The sequence below is a fragment of the Thermoplasma volcanium GSS1 genome, from assembly GCF_000011185.1.
Taxonomy (GTDB): domain Archaea; phylum Thermoplasmatota; class Thermoplasmata; order Thermoplasmatales; family Thermoplasmataceae; genus Thermoplasma; species Thermoplasma volcanium.
This window is the reverse complement of sequence record NC_002689.2, coordinates 1,170,004-1,191,376: the sequence shown is the minus strand read 5'-3', so window position 1 is coordinate 1,191,376 and position 21,373 is coordinate 1,170,004. Positions and strand designations below refer to the sequence as shown.

General features: G+C 38.6%; 19 protein-coding genes, 2 tRNA genes and 2 pseudogenes. 7 read left to right on the top strand and 16 right to left on the bottom strand.

Annotated elements, in window-relative coordinates; genetic code table 11:
- The first annotated feature begins 42 nt into the window (after window positions 1–42).
- Window positions 43–882, top strand: coding sequence for a pyrroline-5-carboxylate reductase (proC, locus tag TVG_RS06100; RefSeq protein ID WP_010917397.1), 840 nt, complete (start codon window positions 43–45; stop codon window positions 880–882).
- A 9-nt stretch (window positions 883–891) separates the two neighbouring features.
- Here proC and TVG_RS06095 read toward each other — a convergent pair whose 3' ends face one another.
- From TVG_RS06095 to thsB, 13 genes and pseudogenes are all read right to left on the bottom strand, one after another.
- Window positions 892–2,286, bottom strand: coding sequence for a hypothetical protein (locus TVG_RS06095; protein WP_010917396.1), 1,395 nt, complete (start codon window positions 2,284–2,286; stop codon window positions 892–894).
- 914 nt (window positions 2,287–3,200) lie between these two features.
- Window positions 3,201–3,273, bottom strand: a tRNA-Pro gene (locus tag TVG_RS06090).
- A complete protein-coding gene (locus TVG_RS06085) occupies window positions 3,274–3,492 on the bottom strand; it encodes a DNA-directed RNA polymerase subunit N (RefSeq protein ID WP_010917395.1) in 219 nt (72 codons plus the stop codon).
- Window positions 3,493–3,497: 5 nt separating this feature from the next.
- A complete protein-coding gene (locus tag TVG_RS06080) occupies window positions 3,498–3,896 on the bottom strand; it encodes a 30S ribosomal protein S9 (RefSeq protein ID WP_010917394.1) in 399 nt (132 codons plus the stop codon).
- 1 nt (window position 3,897) lies between these two features.
- Entirely contained in the window at window positions 3,898–4,308 is a 411-nt protein-coding gene (locus TVG_RS06075) for a 50S ribosomal protein L13 (RefSeq protein ID WP_010917393.1), read from the bottom strand.
- 5 nt (window positions 4,309–4,313) lie between these two features.
- Window positions 4,314–4,682: a 50S ribosomal protein L18e gene (locus TVG_RS06070; RefSeq protein WP_010917392.1), complete on the bottom strand. Its 369-nt coding sequence runs from the start codon at window positions 4,680–4,682 to the stop codon at window positions 4,314–4,316.
- Between the two features lie 334 nt (window positions 4,683–5,016).
- On the bottom strand, window positions 5,017–5,553 hold the full coding sequence (locus TVG_RS06065) for a hypothetical protein (protein WP_010917391.1): 537 nt from the start codon (window positions 5,551–5,553) through the stop codon (window positions 5,017–5,019).
- Between the two features lie 44 nt (window positions 5,554–5,597).
- Window positions 5,598–6,464, bottom strand: coding sequence for a heme o synthase (gene cyoE, locus TVG_RS06060; RefSeq protein ID WP_010917390.1), 867 nt, complete (start codon window positions 6,462–6,464; stop codon window positions 5,598–5,600).
- 453 nt (window positions 6,465–6,917) lie between these two features.
- A pseudogene (locus tag TVG_RS06055) lies at window positions 6,918–7,259 on the bottom strand (IS200/IS605 family accessory protein TnpB-related protein); the annotation flags it as partial.
- A gap of 81 nt (window positions 7,260–7,340) precedes the next feature.
- A pseudogene (locus TVG_RS08850) lies at window positions 7,341–8,012 on the bottom strand (pyridoxal-phosphate dependent enzyme).
- 235 nt (window positions 8,013–8,247) lie between these two features.
- A tRNA-His gene (locus tag TVG_RS06045) sits at window positions 8,248–8,319 on the bottom strand.
- Between the two features lie 52 nt (window positions 8,320–8,371).
- On the bottom strand, window positions 8,372–9,334 hold the full coding sequence (locus tag TVG_RS06040) for an NAD(P)/FAD-dependent oxidoreductase (protein ID WP_010917387.1): 963 nt from the start codon (window positions 9,332–9,334) through the stop codon (window positions 8,372–8,374).
- Between the two features lie 68 nt (window positions 9,335–9,402).
- On the bottom strand, window positions 9,403–11,040 hold the full coding sequence (gene thsB / locus TVG_RS06035) for a thermosome subunit beta (RefSeq protein ID WP_010917386.1): 1,638 nt from the start codon (window positions 11,038–11,040) through the stop codon (window positions 9,403–9,405).
- Between the two features lie 180 nt (window positions 11,041–11,220).
- Between thsB and TVG_RS06030 the strand changes: the two genes are divergently transcribed.
- A complete protein-coding gene (locus TVG_RS06030; RefSeq protein ID WP_010917385.1) occupies window positions 11,221–11,628 on the top strand; it encodes an Lrp/AsnC family transcriptional regulator in 408 nt (135 codons plus the stop codon).
- Here the strand turns inward: TVG_RS06030 and TVG_RS06025 are convergent.
- Complete coding sequence (locus tag TVG_RS06025) at window positions 11,612–12,037, bottom strand: hypothetical protein (protein ID WP_010917384.1); 426 nt, start codon at window positions 12,035–12,037, stop codon at window positions 11,612–11,614. The genes TVG_RS06030 and TVG_RS06025 overlap by 17 nt on opposite strands.
- Before the next feature lie 67 nt (window positions 12,038–12,104).
- Here TVG_RS06025 and TVG_RS06020 point away from each other — a divergent pair, with 67 nt between their 5' ends.
- The 3 genes from TVG_RS06020 to TVG_RS06010 are packed head-to-tail and all read left to right on the top strand — an operon-like array spanning window position 12,105 to window position 14,823.
- Window positions 12,105–12,896 carry a methylenetetrahydrofolate reductase gene (locus tag TVG_RS06020; protein WP_010917383.1) on the top strand — a complete coding sequence of 264 codons (792 nt, stop codon included), beginning with the start codon at window positions 12,105–12,107 and terminating at the stop codon, window positions 12,894–12,896.
- 9 nt (window positions 12,897–12,905) lie between these two features.
- On the top strand, window positions 12,906–13,787 hold the full coding sequence (locus tag TVG_RS06015) for a hypothetical protein (RefSeq protein WP_010917382.1): 882 nt from the start codon (window positions 12,906–12,908) through the stop codon (window positions 13,785–13,787).
- A 1-nt stretch (window position 13,788) separates the two neighbouring features.
- Window positions 13,789–14,823, top strand: a complete 1,035-nt coding sequence (locus TVG_RS06010) for a methionine synthase (protein WP_010917381.1) — start codon at window positions 13,789–13,791, stop codon at window positions 14,821–14,823.
- Here the strand turns inward: TVG_RS06010 and TVG_RS08165 are convergent.
- Entirely contained in the window at window positions 14,820–18,104 is a 3,285-nt protein-coding gene (locus tag TVG_RS08165; RefSeq protein WP_162009546.1) for a S53 family peptidase, read from the bottom strand. The genes TVG_RS06010 and TVG_RS08165 overlap by 4 nt on opposite strands.
- A 56-nt stretch (window positions 18,105–18,160) precedes the next feature.
- On the opposite strand from TVG_RS08165, the gene priS reads away from it, so the two are divergent.
- Together priS and TVG_RS05995 are read left to right on the top strand one after the other, a co-directional pair.
- Window positions 18,161–19,147, top strand: a complete 987-nt coding sequence (gene priS, locus TVG_RS06000) for a DNA primase small subunit PriS (protein ID WP_156769113.1) — start codon at window positions 18,161–18,163, stop codon at window positions 19,145–19,147.
- Window positions 19,148–19,424: 277 nt separating this feature from the next.
- On the top strand, window positions 19,425–20,579 hold the full coding sequence (locus tag TVG_RS05995; protein WP_010917378.1) for an acyl-CoA dehydrogenase: 1,155 nt from the start codon (window positions 19,425–19,427) through the stop codon (window positions 20,577–20,579).
- On the opposite strand, the gene TVG_RS05990 is transcribed toward TVG_RS05995, so the two are convergent.
- Window positions 20,557–21,330, bottom strand: a complete 774-nt coding sequence (locus TVG_RS05990) for a DUF72 domain-containing protein (protein WP_010917377.1) — start codon at window positions 21,328–21,330, stop codon at window positions 20,557–20,559. The genes TVG_RS05995 and TVG_RS05990 overlap by 23 nt on opposite strands.
- Window positions 21,331–21,373: the final 43 nt, after the last annotated feature.

Here is a 21,373-nt window from a genome sequence, read left to right as displayed (position 1 = left end):
TAGTTTATAGATTTCTAATAAAAAGTCCAAAATTTCCAAGAAGTGTTTATAAAAATCTTCTTAATCACTTACAGATACAAGTTGACTGTTATTTCAATAATTGGTGGAGGCACAATAGGGTCGTCCATAGCAATCCCGCTTAAGAGATCCGGCTTCGAAGTTATAGTGACTAGGAGAAATACAGCTGTACTCAAGCATCTTGAAAGCTACGGAATATCTGTTATGAGTGATAACAAAACTGCGTCGAAGGAGGCAGATGTTGTATTCTTAACTCTTAAGCCTGTTGACATAATCCCAGAAGTTAGGAAGATAGAGGAAAACATAAGAGGCAAGCTGCTCATATCTATGGCCGCTGCAATACCTCTGAAGTTAATAAAGGATGCAGCTCCTCATTCTATAGTTGTAAGGGCGATGACAAATATTGCTGCTAAAGTAGGTGCCGGATTCACACCCTTCTGTGTTGATGATGGGGATCAAGAGGTTGCGAAGAGGGCAAGTTCAATTCTTTCAGCATTGGGGGAAGTCTACCTGGTTGAAGAGAAATACATGGATGCACTTACTGCACTGAGTGGGAGCGGCCCTGCCTATATACTTACTATTATTGAGGCAATGATGTATGGTGGCCTAAAATTAGGTTTGCCACGCGATCTAGCCCTAAAGGCATCTTATCAAACTGTTATGGGATCTGCAAAGTTACTCGCAGAAAGTGGTGAACATCCATCCGAGTTAAAAGAAAAGGTCATTACCCCAGGGGGAACTACAATTGATGGCATATACGAGCTTGAAGACGCTAGGGTAAGGACAGCAATAATGAAAGCAATTGAAGTTTCAACAATGAAGGCAAATAAAATATCAGAATCTATAAAAAAATTAGAACAATAGATATACAGTTTAGTTTCCGGTCGATACTTTGCTCTTGCTTTCGGATCTCTTTGACATAACAATCCCTCTAAATGACATAGCTAGAAAAACGCCCATTAGTAGTATGGAAATGACTATGAGGTACAACCCGAGAGCTTCTACCTGCCAATGCAACGTCATAGTGTATAGTTGAAGGCCGGCAACGCCTATAACCATACCAGATATTGCTAGGTATCCGATCAAGTTCCTTGTTCCGGCATTTTCTTCCGGTATCATAAGGTCAGCTGCTACGATCACGAGAGCTAATACCGGCATGAGAAAGAAAGCATAGAGTAAGTGGCCGTTTATGAAGGCCATGTCGTATAAATATCCTGGACCGCCATTTGGTGGTACACCTGGAGTTGCAAATCCGTAGAAGGCTTCATTGAATTCTATGACGTAACCAATACCTATCATAGCTATCATTGTAAATATCCAAGTTGCAAACTCAGCAATCCTTAGCTTGTCGAGTTTGCCATTCCTAGTTGCAGTGTACCATAGCCCTGCTATAGCTATCAATGCACCCCAGCCAACTATGCCAGTTTGTGAATCATCCAATGCAAGACCATCCATTCCGCCAGGGCCAAATGGGGCTATAGTAGGTATAACGTATGTGCCTAATCCGGATATCCAGTAAAGATAGCTCATAGACAGAGTCCCGAATATAGAAATTACGAAAGCCCAGTTGACTATGCTCCTGCATCTTGAAGGCAATTTTTCGTAATTGAAAGCGAGGGCTGTTAATGCGACGATGCCTCCCATAACGGCGGGCAGCATGGCATGTGAATGAGATGTAACGATATTCCCCATAAATGTGGAGTCTGTTTCATTAAGTGAATTTATGTAGCTCTGGAGAATTGGTATTTTCGAGAAACCAATGAACGTTCCAGCGGCAGTTATGAGTCCATACACAGCGGCTATCTCCGCAGCTATTGCGGCTATTGCCAAAAATGAGTAAGCACCCCAGATAGTCTTGAAATTATATTTGTCTTTGAACGGGTAATATATCAACCCAACAATGAAAACCAAGCCTATAATTAGCATTATGAAATCGCGTATAGCCTGCATATATTCATCGGCTATGGTTAGACTTGGATAATAAAAGAAAGCAAGGCCTAGCACGGTAAATATGATAACCGGATACGTTACAGAGTTTATGGCTTTTTGGAAGATATTTGGAAGTTTAACTATAAACGCTGAAATAATTATTAACAGAAGGGCAAATGGAATCATAATAACATGATAGTAGTTTACAGCATTGTATGTGAAGTCTCCAAGGAAAAACCAAGTCACTCCAAAAAGCGAGCTTATGATGAGGAATACTGCTATGAATAGGGTAAGTGCAGTTATATTTTTCTTCTGATCGAATATTAAATTTGTGTTCATTTACTCCACATGTCATAATCAATTACTTAAATAAATAGTTTATTCTCGTTATAAAAAGATATAAACCTACATCTTTTAACTAATTTTGACAATATACTAAAATATAATAATTATTTAATTAAATATCAAGTATAAAAACGTAGAAATACTTGCACTTTACTGGTTTGCTAGAAACTATTGTCTGGAACTGTATACTCATCTAGCAATAGGCAGAAAAACCCAGGTACAAGAAAAGAGGAATTGATTTAGATAGGTATGGAAGGATATGCATAAGACTTAAAAATTACCCATTTTATTCTCATATACAAATAAAATAGTCGATCATGAAATAATATTATACGATATATTTGACTATACAGTTATCCTGTATGCCAAAATCAGAATAAAACTATCATCAATCTAAATGAGTGCAGAGAAGAGAGACAACGTAATAACAAACGTACATCTAAAATAAGTCCAATATTAGTAAATGTAAGGGTATGCGTAGAAGATGATCATTAAAAAGGCAACAATCCCTGATGAATACGCCTAAGCGATTCTGTAATAGGTTTTACTTCTTTTCCCTTTAGATTTATAAGAAGTAATTGCAATAATCCCTATTATTAACCCAATATTGGCATACAATTCAAGAATTGACAAGAACAAACTGTCGAAATATAAAAAATTTTTTTTGGGAATAATAGTACAAGATATTCAGGACAACCGCATCGGTGAAAATATGTATCCTTCCAGCAAAGTGATATTAAGCGAGAATACCTGCTATAATTAATGGAACTGGTGCAAGATACTGAATATACTCACTTTGAACATTGAAATCCAAGGAACTGCTAGATACTCGTTGATGAAACTATATATTAGAAATATTTCAGAAAAAAATTAATCATATGAACAATGTATCCCCTAGTAAACAAGTATGGGGCCGTTGAGAATTGAACTCAAGTCACCAGCACCCCAAGCTGGCAGGATACCAAGCTACCCCACGGCCCCTTAAGAAAACGGCATTATTTCGTTTATGAGATCGACGTGTGATATTATCATGCGTCTGCAGCAGTACCTCTCTACCCCTAGATCATCAAATATCTTTTCGATTTCTTCTGCGGTAGGTTCTCTGCCTTCAGATCTTATTTCGTTTATTCTCCTCAGGTATCTGCCGTAATCCGAAGCGATAACTCTGCCGCAGCTAAAACATCTTACAGGTATAATCAATTTCCTCACCTGTAAGATTTTTGTTTTTTAGCTCTGGCACCACGGCCACCGGGCTTCTTCGGCAGTTTTATCCTTACATCATTGACTATTAATGTACGATCGTATTGCCTGAACAGGTTTTCGAGCTCATTATCCTGTAGGAATTTTACAATACCCCTTGCTATGGCTGTCCGAGAAGCATCAGCCTGGCCGGTCACTCCTCCACCCTTTACTTTGACTGTAACATCTATTCCTTTTGCTTTATCTTCAGCGAGTTTTACAGGCTCAAGAATCTTATTTCTAAGTACTTCAACAGGATAAAGTTCTGCTGGCGTTCCGTTTATTGTTATGATCCCTTTCCCTTTTTTAACAACCGCTCTTGCAACTGCGGTTTTTCTCTTGCCTGTAGTAATTACATAATCCATATTACATACCCCCCAATTCTTTGGATAGTTCTTCAAGAGTTATTATGCCAACAACTTTATCAGTCATGACATCATCAACTTTCTCTATCTTTTCAGATGAAACATTCTTTGGCAAATTGCGGTACACTTTGCACCTTGATAAGGCTTCTTTTCCCCTTGTTATCTTTTTAGGAAGCATATCACCTATGGATCTCCTGAGTATATTTTCAGGAGTTTTTGGGTAATATGGACCCTTTCTGACACTTCCAATGTCAAGCCTCTGCTTAAACTTGTCTATAATGAATTTCCTGTCTCCAGTTATTACGGCCTTAGAGGCGTTAACTATTACTACTTCCTCCCCGTTAAGGAGTTGCTTTGCGACATACGCGGATAATCGGCCATAAACAGTATTTGATGCATCTATTATCTTCATATACATTACCTCATTATTTTCACGTTGGTACCCTTCGGATTCGCTTTTGCAACATCGGATAAGCTCATAAATGCACATCCGCTGCGGACTAGTTTTTCGGTAGCAGCCCTGGAGAAATGAACTGCACCGATAGTCACCTTTTTTGTGATCTTGCCGACACCTAGAACAGAACCAGGTACAACAATAACATCCCCATCCTTCGCAAATTTGTCTATTTTATATAGGTTAATGGAGGCATATCTTCTTCTACCATTAGCAAGCCTTTCTGCCATATCCCTCCAGATCTTGGCGCTATTTTGCCTAGATATCTCCACTAATGACCTTATTTCATTCACTAGGGCCTCATTTTCTTTTGTTGTAACGGTTAATGACATTGACTTACACCGATAGACAGCAAATAATGCGACGTTAATAAATATTATGATTCTTTCGTGTGTATGTGTTTCTGAATCATGGTCCATACCTATGTGGTTACGAAAAAACTAGAATTTTATAACGAATCAGTATTTAAGAAGTTGTGGAACTTATATGTTTAAGCTACACAGTATGGTTATTTTAAAAATTTAATAGTTATATAATTCAGGCATACTAAATGATTATTAGCTTATCGGACAATTTATTGCTTCAAAGTGGATACAAGCAATAATAATTTCAGGAACGGATAGTATACGAATCAGAGGTCAATCATTCCCTAGGATTAACAATATATCAGCTTAGTATTAGATATTGGGTTTCATCAATGTGAGTAGCTATTTCAACTTCTAGCCGATTTCTTTTCTTGGCCGTTTTAAGTATTTTGTCAACGGTCTTTTTCATATCTTTAAAGTACTGATTTACGTTGAAGTACACATACTCATCCCCATGAAACTTTACAGCACAATTTAAGCCGTAATCTTTAATGGCCTTAGGATCGCTTGTGTCCATCTCTATAGTGGATCTTATTCTTATGAAATACCGGTGTATGAGGCCTCCCCTTATAATTCGGTAAGTATTTTTACTGTTAAGTTTTGTATAATCCTTTCCAGCTGCAGAAAGGAAGCTTGCAAAATTTTTGTTTGACTGCCCGGGCCCAAATACAACTTCTTCTGTCTCACCATTGACTATTCTCCAAAGACCGCCAATCATTTCTGAATAGGCAAATAATGCAATTGTTGTCATAACCGGGAATCCGTTAGCTATTCCGCCTTCTATTTCGGGGTACATTCTTTTCTTAACTATAGTTTTTAAAAATTCCTCTAGTTTCATTTTGTGCTTTGGTGTATTATTTTAATTTAAAAATAGGTTGCTGTCTAGAGGTATTTGAATATTAACACCAGCACAAATATTATTGCAAGGTATGGGCTGCTATATATAAATAGCTTAAGTGAACTTTTCCTATCCGGTTTTCGTACAAATAAAACTGAGTATACAAGCATTGGTATTGCGATTATCGTTGCGACAATCATATAAGTGTAGGGCATAGCCTTAAAGAATACGGGAATAATTGAAAATATAAAAAGGATCACCGCAGAACTGGAAATACATATTGCGGAGATCCTATCACTTTGTATCGAAGTCATCATTGGGACTCTTGCTCTGTTATAATCGTCTCTATACCTATAAGCTAAACTCCATACGTGTATAGGTATCCATATTACAACTAGGGCAAATAAGAACCAGGGCAATACAGAAAATGCGTTAGTGACTGTATACCATCCTATTACGACTGGGAAGCCTCCTGAAAAACCTCCAAGTATTATGTTCCATGGAGTCCTGCGTTTTGTAAGGTAGGAATAAATAAAAACGTTGTCGAATAGGCCGATTGCCATAAATACGGCAGCCAAATATTTAGAAAAAAACAGGAGAATTATAATAGACAGAAACATCAATATGAGACCAAAATACAGTCCTTTAACTGGTTTAATCTGGCCCGTAACCAGCGGTCTCTTTTTTGTCCTGTCCATGATAGCATCAATATCTCGATCTATGTAGTTGGTAGTGGCCTCAGCACCCATAGACCCAAGCGTAATAGAAACAGTTGCAATTAAGATAAGAAGGATATTCGTGAGCGTAAACCTGTTTATGGCCACTATGGCCCCAATTACTCCGACAAATACGAGGAGAGACCATACCTTTGGTTTCGTATAACCAAAGTACAGTCTTACCCTGCTTACCATAATAGAGAATTCTACGTGAATAGATTAATGTTATGTTTAGTTCAATCAATAATATGAGACATATTTAAGACGACGTGATTTAATGATAGGCTGTGGAAAATTGACATCTAAAGAAAAGCTTAGTTTTATTGAATTATTATTACGTATAGCGGCAGGAAATTCTAAAAATAGCGCGAATTAATTTAAGCAGAACCTGTCAATGGGCTAAAAAGGAAGAAGAAATCCATAAATTTATTCTAGCAAAAGAAGAATTATCGTATCATTAAATATATCTAAGTGTGCATAAACTTAAAATGATCTTTTAAGTGCGGGCTCAATATAATGAATGTTGATATAATGAACCTGAAGAACTGTCTGGCGTATCAAAAGACGAGAGGCCCTTTTCGAATTGTGCAATTGTAGATGTAAGGTTGAGAGATCAAACTTATAAGGTTACGATTTCTGTTAACAATGTTAACAGCCACCTTTGGAAGTTATCATCTGTCTTATGCTTAAACTTCGTGGATATAACCCTATACCCTCTATCCCGTTCGCAAAAGCTTCGGGGATTGCTTTCTTTATTATGTTGTACGAAGACTGTAGATCAGCATGAATCAACTTTCCAGTTGCAGATCGGAATATGCCCCTATGAATCCGCTTGCCCATGTATGTGTCATGATGTTCTATGCTCTCATTGTCCAGGAATGAACATTTGCTTGTGTAATCCTCGTTCTGCATTATGACAGTGATCCCAATCTCTTCGGCTTTGTATTTTATCTGGTATATGAGCATGTTGAATGGCAGCTGGACAAAGTTCTGGTTATTCTTCTATTATCGATTGCGTGAAATCAAAGCTTTCTCCAGTAGCAAGGCCATCAGAATAAGTTTCGTTTGGCATTACTCGTGCACGCCGCTCTTCCGTGCTTTATATGCAGCGGGAAACATCTCAGATTGCGCACCGATAACTTTTATGTCTTTGCTCATCGTCTCGGCAACGATTGCGGCTCCTCTGGACCCGCTTTCATCTCCAACCGGGACTATTATGGCATCTATCTCTGGATCCGATTCAATCAATTCTGGAGTGTGTGTACCTACTCCAGCAACAAGTAGAGGCTCATTTGCTGAGTGAAAGTATCGATAACCATTTTTGACTGCAAGTTCCTCTGCGTAATTTCTAGCATCATTGAATTTGGGGCCATGAAAGATCACTTCACCTCCTAATTTTCTGGTGGCATCAACATTATCTGGGTTTGAATTATCTGTCATCACAATTCGTACCTTTATCCAGTAGATTCGTGATGCGTAAGCCTATCCCTGAGAAAAATTGCCGGTAGACGCTGCTATTATTCTGGCCTTTATTTCATCTGGATTTAACTTGTAGATAAGAAAAGTTGATCCCATAACCTTGAATGAACCAGTTGGTAATAGATTGTCAAGCTTAAGTAGAGTCTCTATACCCTGAACTACATTCGAATTTAGAGATACAAGCGGGCTTGGAAGAAATTGCTTTCTAACTATTTCTTCAACCTCAATAACATCTCTTAATTCTGATCTTATCCATCCGCTCATTTCTCAAGAAGTATAGAGTTCCAATAAATTTTATTTTTTAGACAGAATATATTATTACGCAAGAATGAAGAATAATTTTTGCATTTCCTGGCTAATTATGCATCGTAGTCACAATTCATTTTTCTATTATACCTTTTCCCAATTGGCTAATAATCATAAACTTATTTCCCAATGCTCGGAGCGGATTTCTAAGAAGATCTATTTAGCACAACGTAAGGATTAAACAAATTTGATGGGCCGGGACCGGGAATCGAACCCGGGTCCGGGGATCCACAGTCCCCAAGGATATCCACTACCCCACCCCGGCCATCTATACGAAAAAAGGTAAGGGATAAACTATTGATAAGCTTTTCCGGTGCTTATTTCTTGCTTGAAATTGTATCAGAGTAGAGCGAGAGTGCAGCTTTGCATCCATCACCCACAGCGGAAGCTATCTGCGCAAAGCTTCCTGAGGTTACGTCGCCAGCTGCATAAATCCCTGGAACATTAGTCCTTTGCCTTCCATCGACAATTATGTAGCCTCTTTCATCTAATTTCACGCCGCTGTCCTTAAGGAACGATGTCTGGGGAATTAGACCAACGTATACAAAGACACCGTCTGCAGGCAGCGTCTTTTCCTCTCCACTTGACCTATCTTTGTATTTTACACCAGTAACCTTCTTACCATCACCTACTATTTCTGTAACCTGCGCATTCATTATATATGGTATCTTTCTTTTCTTAATCTCTTCAATATATGCGTTTTCGCACATATACCGTGGCATATATTCGACTATCGTAGCATTTTTAACGTATTCGCTCATTGATATAGCTGCTATGGCTCCAGAGTTTCCTCCTCCTATCGTTACTACATTTTTATTTTTGAAGAGGTATCCATCGCATGTTGAACAATAAGACACCCCTTTGCCGAAATACTCAGCTTCACCTTTAACGCCAAGATGCTTGTGCGTTGTTCCAGTTGTAATTATGATGTATTTAGAGTGGTATTCTCCGTCGCTTGTATCTACAATGAATCCACCGTCTCCCTTTTTCACGGATTTTACTTCTACCCCCTCTCTGATAGAGGCATATTCGCTAGCATGTTCTGCAAAATTTTTGGCAAGATCTGAACCAACTATGCTTTTGAAGCCAAGGTAGTTTTCAACAAGGGGCGCCTCCGCGGTCAGGCCTCCTGCCACATTTTTATCAAGAATTACTGCGGATAGCCCTGATCTAGATGCATAGACTGCAGCAGAAAAACCAGCAGCACCTGCACCAATAATAATTACGTCAAAATCCCTTTCCTTTGCTTCTGTAGATACGGATCTAAGGTTAAATTCCATGCCCCTATATAGGTTCAAATTTAAAATAATTATCTTAAAAGTACCAAAAATATTAAAAAAATAAAAATTTAATACTCAGGCATTCCGCCGCCTGGCGCTCCAGCTCCTTGGCCTGGCTGGTTAGAAGGTGGCGTGGATTTCTTGCTGGCTATAACATCGTCTATACGCAGGATCATCGTAGCAACTTCTACTGCACTTTCGAGTGCGTGAGTCTTCACTCTTACCGGGTCTATTACACCCTTCTTTGACATGTCGCCTGCACCGTTGCTGTCTAGATCTACGCCCATTGATATCTTGCCTTTCTCGTGCTCAGATTTCAGCTTGATAAGAGTGTTTATCGGATCTATGCCTGCGTTTTCAGCCAACGTCCTAGGTATGATCTCCAAGGCCTTGGCGAAGGCTTCGATAGCTAATTGCTCTCTTCCTCCGACACTGTTGGCATACTTGGCTAGCCTCATTGCTAGCTCAGCCTCTACGGCTCCTCCACCCCATAAGAATTTGCCATCTTCCTTTGTTATGGCTACGACCCTTATGGCGTCGTTGAGTGCTCTTTCAACTTCGGAAACGACGTGTTCTGTTCCGCCCCTGATAAGTATACTCACGGCTTTTGGATTTTTGCAACCTGTTACAAAGGTCATCCTGTCATCGCCAATCTTCCTCTCTTCTACTTTTTCAGCTTCACCGAGTACTGATGGAGTAAGGTCATCAAGATCCGTGACTATCTTTGCACCTGTAGCTTTTGCCAGTTTCTCCATATCGCTCTTCTTTACCCTGCGTACTGCGTATATGCCTTCCTTTGCAAGGTAGTGCTGGGCTACATCATCGATACCTTTCTGGCATAGGACAACGTTAGCTCCGCTCTTCTTGATCTTTTCTACCATCTCTTTGAAGGTGCTAGTTTCCTGGTTCAAGAAGTCTTGTATTTTGCTTGGATCTGATATCTGGACTTTTGCTTCTATTTCAGTCTTCTTTATTTCCAGAGCAGAGTCTATCAACGCTATTTTTGCATCCTTGACGACATCTGGCATCTTAGAATGTACTTTTTCCTTGTCAACTACTATGCCGCTTATGAACTGAGTGTCGTTGATGCTGCCTCCGCTCTTCTTATCTACCTTTATATTGGCGGTATCAACTATTATCTTTCCGTCCCTCTCTTCGGCTACAGCGTTAACTGCTTTTACTACCAGATCCGCTAGGAATGTATTGGAGAGCCCGGTGTTCTTTCCTGAGAGGGCAGTCAAAGCTATTTTCCTAAGGGTTTCATCATCGGTCGATTTTACAGATATTTCATCTATAATCTTCCTGGCCTCATTTACTGCAAGTCTGTATCCGTTGGATATAACTGTTGGATGCACGCCCTGGTCCAGGAGGGTTTCAGCTTGCTTTAGAAGCTCTCCTGAGAGCACGACCGCAGTGGTTGTTCCATCTCCTACGGCGGTATCCTGTGCCTTAGAAACTTCAACGATCATCTTTGCTGTGGGATGCTCAACATCCATCTCCTTTAGAATTGTAGCACCATCGTTTGAGATGATTATATCCCCTATTGAATCTACCAGCATCTTATCCATGCCCTTCGGGCCCAGTGTAGTCCTCACAGCATCTGCAATGGCCTTGGCGGCCTCAATATTGTTTCTCTGTGCGTTTTTGCCCTGTTCCCTCTGCGTACCTTCTTTAAGAACTAGAATTGGAACCTGTCCAGTCATCATATTTCTGATCACCTAGCTAACCGGATAAATATGTTCTTCAATATAAACTTTACTAATTAAGGAGTTTATAAAAATTACAGTATATATTACGAAAATGGGCTGTACTAAAATTAGCTTATTTCACGTCCTAAAACCTGTAAGTTATAGTAAAGTAATTTACAGTTAAATTTTTAATCTGCAGTGACTTACGATAATGTGGACGAAAAAGACAGAGACATTCTCAACTTGTTGATCGATAATTCGAGGATAAGCAATACAGAAATAGCAAAAGTTTTGAATGTATCCGAGGGAACGGTTAGAAAAAGAATTAAAAAGATGATTGATGAAGGTATAATAAAAAGATTCACAGTGGAAACGAGCGATAATACCATTGATGCATTGATATTAGTTAAAATAGACAATAAGAAGTATAAAGAAGTACTTCAGCGGCTTAGGGCAAGGTACTACGAAATTTACGAATTCTCCGGAAGGATTGATGTGGCTATAAGAATAAAGACAGATTCTACTGATAACCTGAATAGGATCGTTGATCAGATAAGGGAAATAGAGGGTGTTGTTGATACGGATACTCTCATTCGTTTACAGTAATAGATTCTACCCACTTATATGGTGATAGAGGAGATTTGAGATATTCGTCTATACCCATTTTTAACTTATCTGCCTGTTCTTTAATCTTCATCGCTTCTTTGCCCCTAATTGTTAAAGTATTCTTGGCGCCAAGTACCATATACTCCTTAAAGGATATGGTTATGGTAAGATACTTGCTTTGTATATCCATATTTTTGTTTGATCGGCATATTATATGGGCCTCGATTATGTCTTTGAATTTGTTGTATCTTTTTATATAGTCTGTAATCTCCATATGCATTTTTTCGGAGCCTTTGATTATTCTATCCGCCAGCTCACCAAATATCCTGTAAGAAGACCCATTTTGTGTTTTTACTAATAGCACGCTTTCCCTGATCTTTTTGCAATCTGTGTGTGCTTTCATCTTCATACTGATTACTCAAGGTAATAAAATAATAAGAAAAGTTTATTGCTTTGCACTTATACATAGCCCAAAAATGTATTCCAGCAGTTTAAAGGAACTTCGCTTTGTCAGATCAGTTGAGATAGTGCCATCTAGAAATCAAGGGCTCGAAGAGTTAGCTCACTCTTTGGATTCTCTTGAAGGTAAAGCAAACGCTTTGACGTCACCAGAAAATCCTCGTGGCAGCCCGGGTATTGACCCAATAATCACTCTTTTCTTTCTATCAAAGGATCGCAATATTATCCCAATACCGCACATAACTCCAAGGGATAAAAATAAGGTGCACATAATTTCCCAGATAAACACAGCCAATAAATTCGGGATAAACAATTTCTTTGTTATAGGTGGGGACCCAATAAATCCAAAGTACGAATCTCACGAGGTCAGAGAGATCGATCCAATTGATCTTATCAAACTTATAAAGGCAAATAGTGGTTCTACAGTGGGAGCTGCACTAAATCCATATAGAAACGTTGAAGAGGAGATAGCGTGGGCCAAGAAGAATGCTGGAGCAGATTTTTTTATAACGCAAGCTATCTATTCCTCTGACGCCCTTTCCATGGATTGGCTTAAGAAAAGAAATTTCAAGCTTATCGCTGGCTTTTTGCCGCTCATAAGGAAGAATCAGGTAGAGTTTTCTGAAAAGCTTGGAATTTTTTTACCAAAGGTAGTGAAAGAAAAACTGCTTAATTCAGAAGATATCAGATCAACGTCGGTAAATATAATACTCAACGTTTTTGACGAAGTGAAGGATTTTGTGGATGGTATACATATAATGCCGCTAGGTCATAACGACATAGCAGCAGACATACTTGGATCAATATGAGGTGTTTTGATGGTTGTAAAAAGCTTAGTTTACGGCATATATCCGAGAAGCGAGAGGCTTAGGAAAGCTTACAACAGATGGGAACGTGGGTTAGTAGGAAATGAAGAGATAAGGAGAACGATCAGTGAGGAAAAGGACAGGTTTTATGAATATGTTAAAAGTGTAGGCATATCCGAGTTTACAGATCCGCTCTTTAACTGGCATGATATATTTAGGCCTATTGCGCTATCTGTTTCTGGGGTCACCCTTGGCCCTCTCAAAAGATACTTGGAGACTAATACATTCTATAGGGAACCAGAAATTTCGGGGCACATCACTTTACAAAGAAAACTAGACACATTCGATCTGTTAGAAGAGAATCCGCCGTTGCCTTTGTTTGCCTTAGCTAAAGGGTCTAGTATTTTTCTTCCAACACCATCATCATTCTATAAAATGTCCTCGGTAAAGGCCAATATAGGGGCTGAAGAGCTCTACAAGGATTTAGTAAATGTTTATTCCGATATCATTGATATATTCAAACCACGGAGTCTTGTTTTATATGAAGTTTTTCCATACAATGGCGATAACTTGTCATACCTCGAGAGCCTAAATCAGAAAATAAGTGTACATTTATTAACCAAGGGCAAAATAAGCGAGAAAAACTTCAATGGTATCAAACACAAATTCGAGTCTATTATTTCTGACGATCATCCAGAGTTTCTAAAGAATTACGCTAAGTATTATGGTTTCAAGATTATAGATGTTAATAAGACTAAGGTAGAAGATCCTAACGCCGACTACGGTATAGAGAATTATGAAGATGCCATTGTAACTAGCAATGATTATTTTGATTTTCTGCCAAGGGAAATTGCTGATATAAAAGTAGAAGTTCTAGGTAAGGTGGGTGAGTAAAATGGCTGCATTGATAACTCAGGAAATAGGAAGCTTTAGAAAACCGGAATATCTCTCGATGGAATTCCACAAGATAGAAGGTACAGAAAAATTCAAAGAGTTGGCTGAAAGAGCAACTATCGATACACTAAAGATTTTTGAAAATACTGGTCTTGACAACGTTGGTATTGGGGGTGAAATGTATCGGTGGGAGATGTATGAACATCCAGCAGAGCGTATCAAAGGCTTAATTTTTTACGGGATGGTAAGGTCATTTGACAATCGTTACTATAGAAAAGGATCTGTCATAGATAAGATAGAAAGGCGTGGATCATTCCATATGGATGAGGTTGAATTCGTGGCAAAGTCCACTAAAAAGCCGATTAAGATACCAATCACCGGACCGTACACGATGATGGACTGGTCATTCAATGACCATTACAATGACCGTCATGAGCTTGCGATGGAATTCGCTAGGATAATAAACGAAGAACTTAAGGAAATTCAGAGCAAATGGCCTTACATATCGAACGGAAGAAAACTTGAAATACAGATAGATGAACCAGCAACTACAACTCACCCAGATGAAATGGATATAGTCGTTGATTCAGTAAATAAATCCATAGAAGGAATAGATGCCGAGTTAAGCCTTCACGTCTGCTATAGTAGGGATTATAGGCTACTTTATGACAGGATACCTGAATTGAATATAGATGGTTACAACCTAGAGTACTCAAATAGGGATACCACAGATCTTGGCGTAGAAGACGCAAAAAGGCCTGGATTTCAAGACATAAAGTACTTCAATGAAGTAAATGAAAGCCTTCAGAGAAAGAAGTTCATAGGGGTAGGGGTTACTGACGTTCACATTGACTTTATAGAACCAGTAAAGCTAATAGAGGATAGAATAAAATACGTTCTCAACATAATAAAGGATCCAGAATTGGTGAAGCTCAATCCTGACTGTGGGTTAAGGACAAGAAGCAGATCGATAGGTGAGCAGAAACTTAGGAATATGGTTATTGCCAAAAATAATGTATTGAAGGATATAAGCTAATCCGAATAATTTTTTCTTCTTCTAAAGATTATTTTTATAGCAAGGTAGATGTATATAAGTATGCCTAGGAGAATGGCAAGGTTTACCCCTAAATACACAGGATTTGTGTATGATACAACTATTTTATTGCTTTGATAAAACTGTCCATTGTTTAGCCTTAGGATCTCTTGAATATAGTAGTTATGGCCCGGAATAGTGCCAAGGATAAAGGCACTCGTTTGATCCTGATCTGTTATCAGCATTTCAGTAGGGTCTGACATGTTGCTGGATTTTGAGACGAGTATTTCGTAAGCCCCAAAATCATTTCCCTTATACGGATTCCAAGTTACATAAGTTATTGAGAATAGGAATGGTAGGATGTTTGTAATCCTAGGTACGAATAAACTGCTTATAGATACGTTTGCAGGAAATAGATCGACATTAAGATATATTATAGATGGTTTTCTAACTGAAAAATTATATTCATATGGTGAATAAATATCCCTATAAAATGTGACCGTTCCATTTGATAAATTTGTGAATATGTAGTAATATCCAGTGCCATTTGTATAAGCCTTAATTCCACTTATGTTTACTTCTACGTCTGAAACGTTAAACTTAAATACGCCATCCTCGACCTTTCCCTCTATTTCGCTTTCATTTGCACTCGGGACAAGAACTATCTGTATCTGCGATTTTGAACCAGGTGTAAGAGAGATATTAACTTCGTAAGGCTGGAATCCTTGATAAGAAGCTTTTATCGTTATGTTTCCTGGTTCAAATCTGGCAATAAAATATCCATCTTTAAAGACAAAATTTCCTTTATTGGAAGTAAGCTTTGCATTTGCAGGAAACAGGTAAACTGATAAAACTGCTGAATATGGGATCAAGTTTATTCTAATAGATGCGTTCGAATTAATATTAAGTTTTGTGTTGTTTTCATAGAATTCTGGAGATTTTATTAAAAGTGTGTTAATTCCAGCAAGAATATATGCGTATGTTCCGTTCGTCACATTGAACGCATAAATATTGTCTATAAGCACGTACGCATAATTGGGGCTATAGCCGTCAACTACACCTAAATTTACTCTTAACAAAAAGATCTTGGGTATAAATATATAAGTGCTCAAATTTTTACCATTATAAGTAGTGTTAACTTCGTATGTTCCGTTCGTCGAAAGCTGTAAACTTTGTGAAACTTTTTTTCCGTTTAAATAGAATTGCGTAGTTTTGTTATTAGATAGCGAAAGCGATAATTCGTATGGGTAATGATAACCTATTGTATATTGTATGAAGGGCTCAGTTGATACGTCAGTTAAGTAAAGATCGAAGGAAATGAAGCGGCTTACAGTTAAATTATTCCCTCTTATGCCTATTCCCAAAGAATCATATTGAGAACCAATTTCAGAGAATCTATATTGTGTTACGTTAAAGTAAGATATTGGAAAGTTTCCGAGCGTAACATTTTTAAATTCAACCGATAAATTCGTTATATTATCGTAAGATCCTATCATTTCAACGCCTACTCCAGGTAACATAGAGCCGTAGTTTGGTAGGAAATAACGTAAATCATATGTATTTTGATTGAAAGTTCCATAGAATGAACCGTTGTTATAGTACAAGCTTATACTAAAATTGAAGTAAGAGGTGACAGGCTTAAGGGAGGCCTCAACCTTTGAAAAAGTATTTCCATTGTAGGATATCATATATACGATGCTACTGGATGTCTTATTGCTATATACACCAAATTTTATGAAGTTTTGATCGTTTAGTAAATAGCCAGCGAAGATATAAGTTCCATTAGTATTTTTTGCCCCGACCGAAGTCATAATCTTCTCCGCAGGGGAATGGATTATCGCTGCCGTTCCAAATGGCTCCAAAAGGGACCGTGATGCATTTATTAAATTACTTACTATTGGTGTTCCCAAACCAGTTACCGGATTCCAGCCTGGAGCAGCTGAATAATATCCATTGTACCCGGTTGTAATCTGCGTGAACGTCGAATTATAAAGTGGCGTATTTGAAAGCTGATAAAGAATTGGGTTCACCAATCCCAATGTTGTATTATCGTATTGATCCATCATAGCAATTACGCCGGCCCATAGTGGTGCTGCAAGGCTGGTGCCGCCCGCATCATAAGCTTTGGCACCAGATATCATCAACACACCAGTATTTGGATTGGCGATCATCGAAACATCAGGTACACCTCTGTATGTTGAATTGTATCCTGGAGCTATTTGCCAGTACGGCCTCGGAAATGAGCTAAATCCGCCACCGCTACCAAAGCTTCCTTGGCTTGAAGTACCACCCCAAGCGCTTTGCCTAAAAATTCCATTACTTAGGAACAAAGAGGTACCACCAACACCCAATACGTATGGTGATGATGCTGGAAAGTTAACAGTCAAGTTCTTAGTGTTGTCGTAAGCTCCATAATCCCCGGAGGCTGCAACAATTGTTATGCCTTTTTTTGTTGCATTAAGATACATCGAATTCATTAGCTCTATCTGACTAATTGGTAGCTGGTTTTCTGCTATGCCCCAACTCAGAGAAATTACTGATGTCTTGATATTCTGTATGACGTAAGCTACTGCAGCCGTAAGTGAAAGTACACTGTCATTTGGAGATACGACAAGTATGATTTTTGCCAATGGAGCTGAAACGTGCGCCCATTCTACGTCCAGGCTGGTTTCTTGGGCCCAGTGTTCATTATACTGAGCGCCAGCTCCATCTAAATATATCACACTAATATTCGCAGGAGGCAAACCGGTAATACTGTCAAAAGCGTTTAAATCGTAATTTAAAAACGGATCACCATATGCATCGATTATAGCTATCGTCTCACCCTTGCCATTTATTCCATGAGCTATATCCCATCCGTAACTGTATGCCTTATATATCTGAGCTGGATAATATACAACAGGGTTGCCCTGCTGTAGCGGCGTAGCATAGACATAAGGAGTAAAAGACAAATTAGTTGGTAGAGACTGATATTCAACCCCTACGGTGTTGAGAACTGATTCCAAGTTGCTAAGTGATCTATTTGATATATTTTCGGGTATTAGTAAATTTCCGTATTTATTATACAGTATATTCAGAGAATTCAGTATTTCCTCGGCCAATCCATTATCTGAGTATATCAGAATGCCATTATATCCAGCGTTATAATTTTTATTTAAATCTGTTATGTAATTAACATTATGATTCTGTTGGGTTTCCCGTAAATGATATAGACTGATACCGCTAAAAGATATAACTATTAGGAATGCAGCTATGCCAAGGGCAATATAGTACCTTGAATTCATCCCAAGCATATTGCAAATATAATTAATATTGTTATCGGATATTGATGCGTGACTTTGTGTCTGAAGAGAAGTTAAAACTGTTGTTTGAGAAATATTACAGATCCACGGATATCGATCCCCCTGCATTAATAACAAAAAGAGAAGTGGGATTTATGACGTTTGAGGGGGAAATCATTAGACATATGCATCTTTCAAACAAGTTCGAGCTTAACAATATGTTAAGGACCACTGTACCAAGGCACGTCTACAGTTCTGCAGCCTATTATAAAAAACCGGACGAGAAGAAGATGCCGGAGAAGATATGGGAAGGCGCAGACCTAATCTTCGATCTAGATTCAGATCATTTACCAGGCGCCGAAAAGATGACGTACGAAGAGATGCTAAATTCAATAAAAGAACAGACTAAACGTCTAGTAAACAAATTTTTAGTTTCTGATCTCGGTATAAGCGAAAAGGACATACGAATTTATTTTTCTGGAAGCAGAGGATACCACGTCCATGTTTCAAGTGAAGATGTCTATCCGCTTGGATCGGACGCAAGACGTGAAATAACTGACTACGTAAGTGGAAACAGTCTTTCAATTTCCGTAATTGATAAAGCATTGAAAACGGGGGAAAAGAGACCTGGTGGTTGGATTAAGGATGTTATCAGTAAGTTATATGAATTGGGAATAAACGCAGAGAAAATATCACAAAAGCAAATAGAAAGAGCCATTGATCAAGTAAAAAGTCATAATGCAACCATGGTTGACGCTCCCGTTACTTACGATATACATAGATTGATAAGAATGCCCCAAAGTCTCCACGGAAAGAGCGGAATGATGGTAAAAGAGGTAGATCTGGACAAATTTGATGACTTTGATCCTCTATCAGATGCAATACCAAAGATTTTTTTAGAAGGTGATTACGATATAAACGTACATGAAAAAACGAGGAAATTACGTTTACTTGACTATAAAATAGATCTACCTCCAGGTAGGAATAGAGTCCCTCAATACGTGGCCATATTCCTTGTTTCATCTGGGAGGGCCGATTTCTTATGATCATAGTTCTTTAAATGCATATACAAATAGAAGTTGAAATAAGGGTTTCATCAAATACGTTTAACAATTTTTGACTAATTAACATCCTCGCTTTCCAGTCTTTTACTGTATCATTCCTATACGATTTTAGCTGTATATGGTAAAGTTGACAATAATGCTAAATTTGTGATAGCCATCGCATTTAAATTTGTCAAGGAAGCGAGGAATAGAATCGGCCCAGATTGGCAACCTCAGAATACCGAAAATAAAATTAATAAAGCAACAATGTTGTTACGCTATGGCAAATTTCGGAGTTTCACCTGAAGAAGAGATGGTTCTTACTTACGTTAAAAAATTTGCACAAGAGGAGCTCAAGCCGAGAGCGAAAGAAATTGACGCTAAGATGGAAGTTCCCAGGGAGATAATCGATCGAATGAAACAGCTTGGGTTTTTTGCGACTTACATACCGAAGGAATATGGTGGGCTTGGGATGAGTTTTCCCTTTTTGATCCGTGCCATAGAGGAAATTTCCAAGGCTTGCCCAAGCACAGCTCTTGTCTTAGACGGTGCATTAACATTGTTCGCTGAACCAATAATAATGTTTGGTTCGGAAGATCTCAAGAAGAGGTATCTTACTAGGGTTGCATCTGGTTCAGTTGGCGGTCTAGCAATTACTGAGCCGGGAGCTGGTAGTGATGCTGCTGGCATCTCAACTACTGCTGAGAAGAGAGGAGATAAATATATAATTAATGGCGATAAAATATTCATATCCAACGGGCGAATCTCTGACTTCTTCGTTTTCGATGCCGTAACTGATCCTGGAAAAAGACATAAAGGAATAACTGCGTTCGTAGTCGACGCCAATACGCCTGGCCTAAAAATAAGTAGGGATATACACAAGATGGGCATAAGGGGATCAAGTACAGTTGAGCTTGTTTTTGAGGATATGGAGGTTCCAGCCGAAAATATAGTAGGTGAACTGAATGGCGGGTTCAAGGTAATAATGGAGACGCTTGATGCTGGAAGAATTGGCATAGCTGCTCAGGCACTAGGTATTGCCGAGGAGGCATTCGCTGAAGCTATGGATTACATTAAGCAGAGAAAGCAGTTTGGTACTACTATATCTAGTTTCGAAGGAATACAGTTTATGATAGCCGATATGGCAACGGAGATAGAGGCAGCGAGATATTTAACCTATGTGGCTGCTGAGAAATGGCAGCATAAAGAAGATACCATTGAAATATCTGCTATGGCAAAGCTAAAAGCCTCTGACGTTGCGGTACGTGTAACTACTGATGCGCTGCAGTTGTTTGGAGGATACGGATATACGGTAGATCTGGACGCCGAAAGGCATATGAGAGACTCAAAAATTACACAAATATACGAGGGAACAAACCAAATACAGAGGCTTGTAATAGCAAAAGAGCTACTTAAAAAAACCAATTATTACTAATTCCCAAGCAGGAGGCCATCTTCAATGCGTTGATCGGTGCGCTTCCTCTTGGGTGATTGTTAAAATATACGAATATTTCATCGTAATTCTTCGCCATAATCTTCGATGAGAGGTCTGAAATTTCTTGCTCCGAGTAACGGTAATCGTATGGGTTTTGTGACTTCCATCCCAACTGAGCCCTTCCATGGAGCCTTACATAAGACCATTTCAAGCCAGAGTTGAGATTGGATAAGGGATGCTCTGTGCTATCCACGTCGACTATTGCGATACCCCTCTTTTCTAACTCTTTCCTGAGCTCCTCATTTGAATAGAGATCTTTATTTCTTACTTCTACAGCGGTCCTGTATTCGTTTTCACAGCATATGGTATCAAGAAGTTCTGTCTGTAAATTTGAATTAAAACTAGGTGGAAGCTGTACAAGGACAGCCCCAAGCATTCTAGCGTTTCTTATCGGCCTAACAGTTTTGTCAATGAATGTTTCGTATAGGCTTTTAGAATTGCTATCTTTCTCTAATATGGCCTTATGCGTTATATTCTGAGGAACTTTTATTGAAAAAATGAAATTTTTTCCTCTTACTGTTTCTATCCATCTATTTATAATATCATTATTTATTTCTCTGTAAAATGTTGAATTGACTTCGACCGTATTGAACATAGTGGAATAGAATTTTAGCTTATTTATTTTACTTTTTGGATAGAATACGCCATTCCATTCCTCATAAGACCAGCCTGAACAGCCGACGAATATCATAGATCCTATGAATATTATGTTAAAGACCTTATTAAATTTAGCC

Excerpts from the sequence above, each read along its gene's own strand:
- TVG_RS05995 (WP_010917378.1), top strand. The coding sequence starts at position 19,425 with ATGGCAAATTTCGGAGTTTCACCTGAAGAAGAGATGGTTCTTACTTAC.
- TVG_RS06015 (WP_010917382.1), top strand. The coding sequence starts at position 12,906 with ATGGTTGTAAAAAGCTTAGTTTACGGCATATATCCGAGAAGCGAGAGG.
- TVG_RS06080 (WP_010917394.1), bottom strand. The coding sequence starts at position 3,896 with ATGGATTATGTAATTACTACAGGCAAGAGAAAAACCGCAGTTGCAAGA.
- TVG_RS06020 (WP_010917383.1), top strand. The coding sequence starts at position 12,105 with ATGTATTCCAGCAGTTTAAAGGAACTTCGCTTTGTCAGATCAGTTGAG.
- TVG_RS06065 (WP_010917391.1), bottom strand. The coding sequence starts at position 5,553 with ATGAAACTAGAGGAATTTTTAAAAACTATAGTTAAGAAAAGAATGTAC.
- thsB (WP_010917386.1), bottom strand. The coding sequence starts at position 11,040 with ATGATGACTGGACAGGTTCCAATTCTAGTTCTTAAAGAAGGTACGCAG.
- TVG_RS05990 (WP_010917377.1), bottom strand. The coding sequence starts at position 21,330 with ATGATATTCGTCGGCTGTTCAGGCTGGTCTTATGAGGAATGGAATGGC.
- TVG_RS06010 (WP_010917381.1), top strand. The coding sequence starts at position 13,789 with ATGGCTGCATTGATAACTCAGGAAATAGGAAGCTTTAGAAAACCGGAA.
- TVG_RS06075 (WP_010917393.1), bottom strand. The coding sequence starts at position 4,308 with ATGAAGATAATAGATGCATCAAATACTGTTTATGGCCGATTATCCGCG.
- TVG_RS06095 (WP_010917396.1), bottom strand. The coding sequence starts at position 2,286 with ATGAACACAAATTTAATATTCGATCAGAAGAAAAATATAACTGCACTT.
- TVG_RS06070 (WP_010917392.1), bottom strand. The coding sequence starts at position 4,682 with ATGTCATTAACCGTTACAACAAAAGAAAATGAGGCCCTAGTGAATGAA.
- TVG_RS08165 (WP_162009546.1), bottom strand. The coding sequence starts at position 18,104 with ATGAATTCAAGGTACTATATTGCCCTTGGCATAGCTGCATTCCTAATA.
- TVG_RS06040 (WP_010917387.1), bottom strand. The coding sequence starts at position 9,334 with ATGGAATTTAACCTTAGATCCGTATCTACAGAAGCAAAGGAAAGGGAT.
- TVG_RS06025 (WP_010917384.1), bottom strand. The coding sequence starts at position 12,037 with ATGAAGATGAAAGCACACACAGATTGCAAAAAGATCAGGGAAAGCGTG.
- cyoE (WP_010917390.1), bottom strand. The coding sequence starts at position 6,464 with ATGGTAAGCAGGGTAAGACTGTACTTTGGTTATACGAAACCAAAGGTA.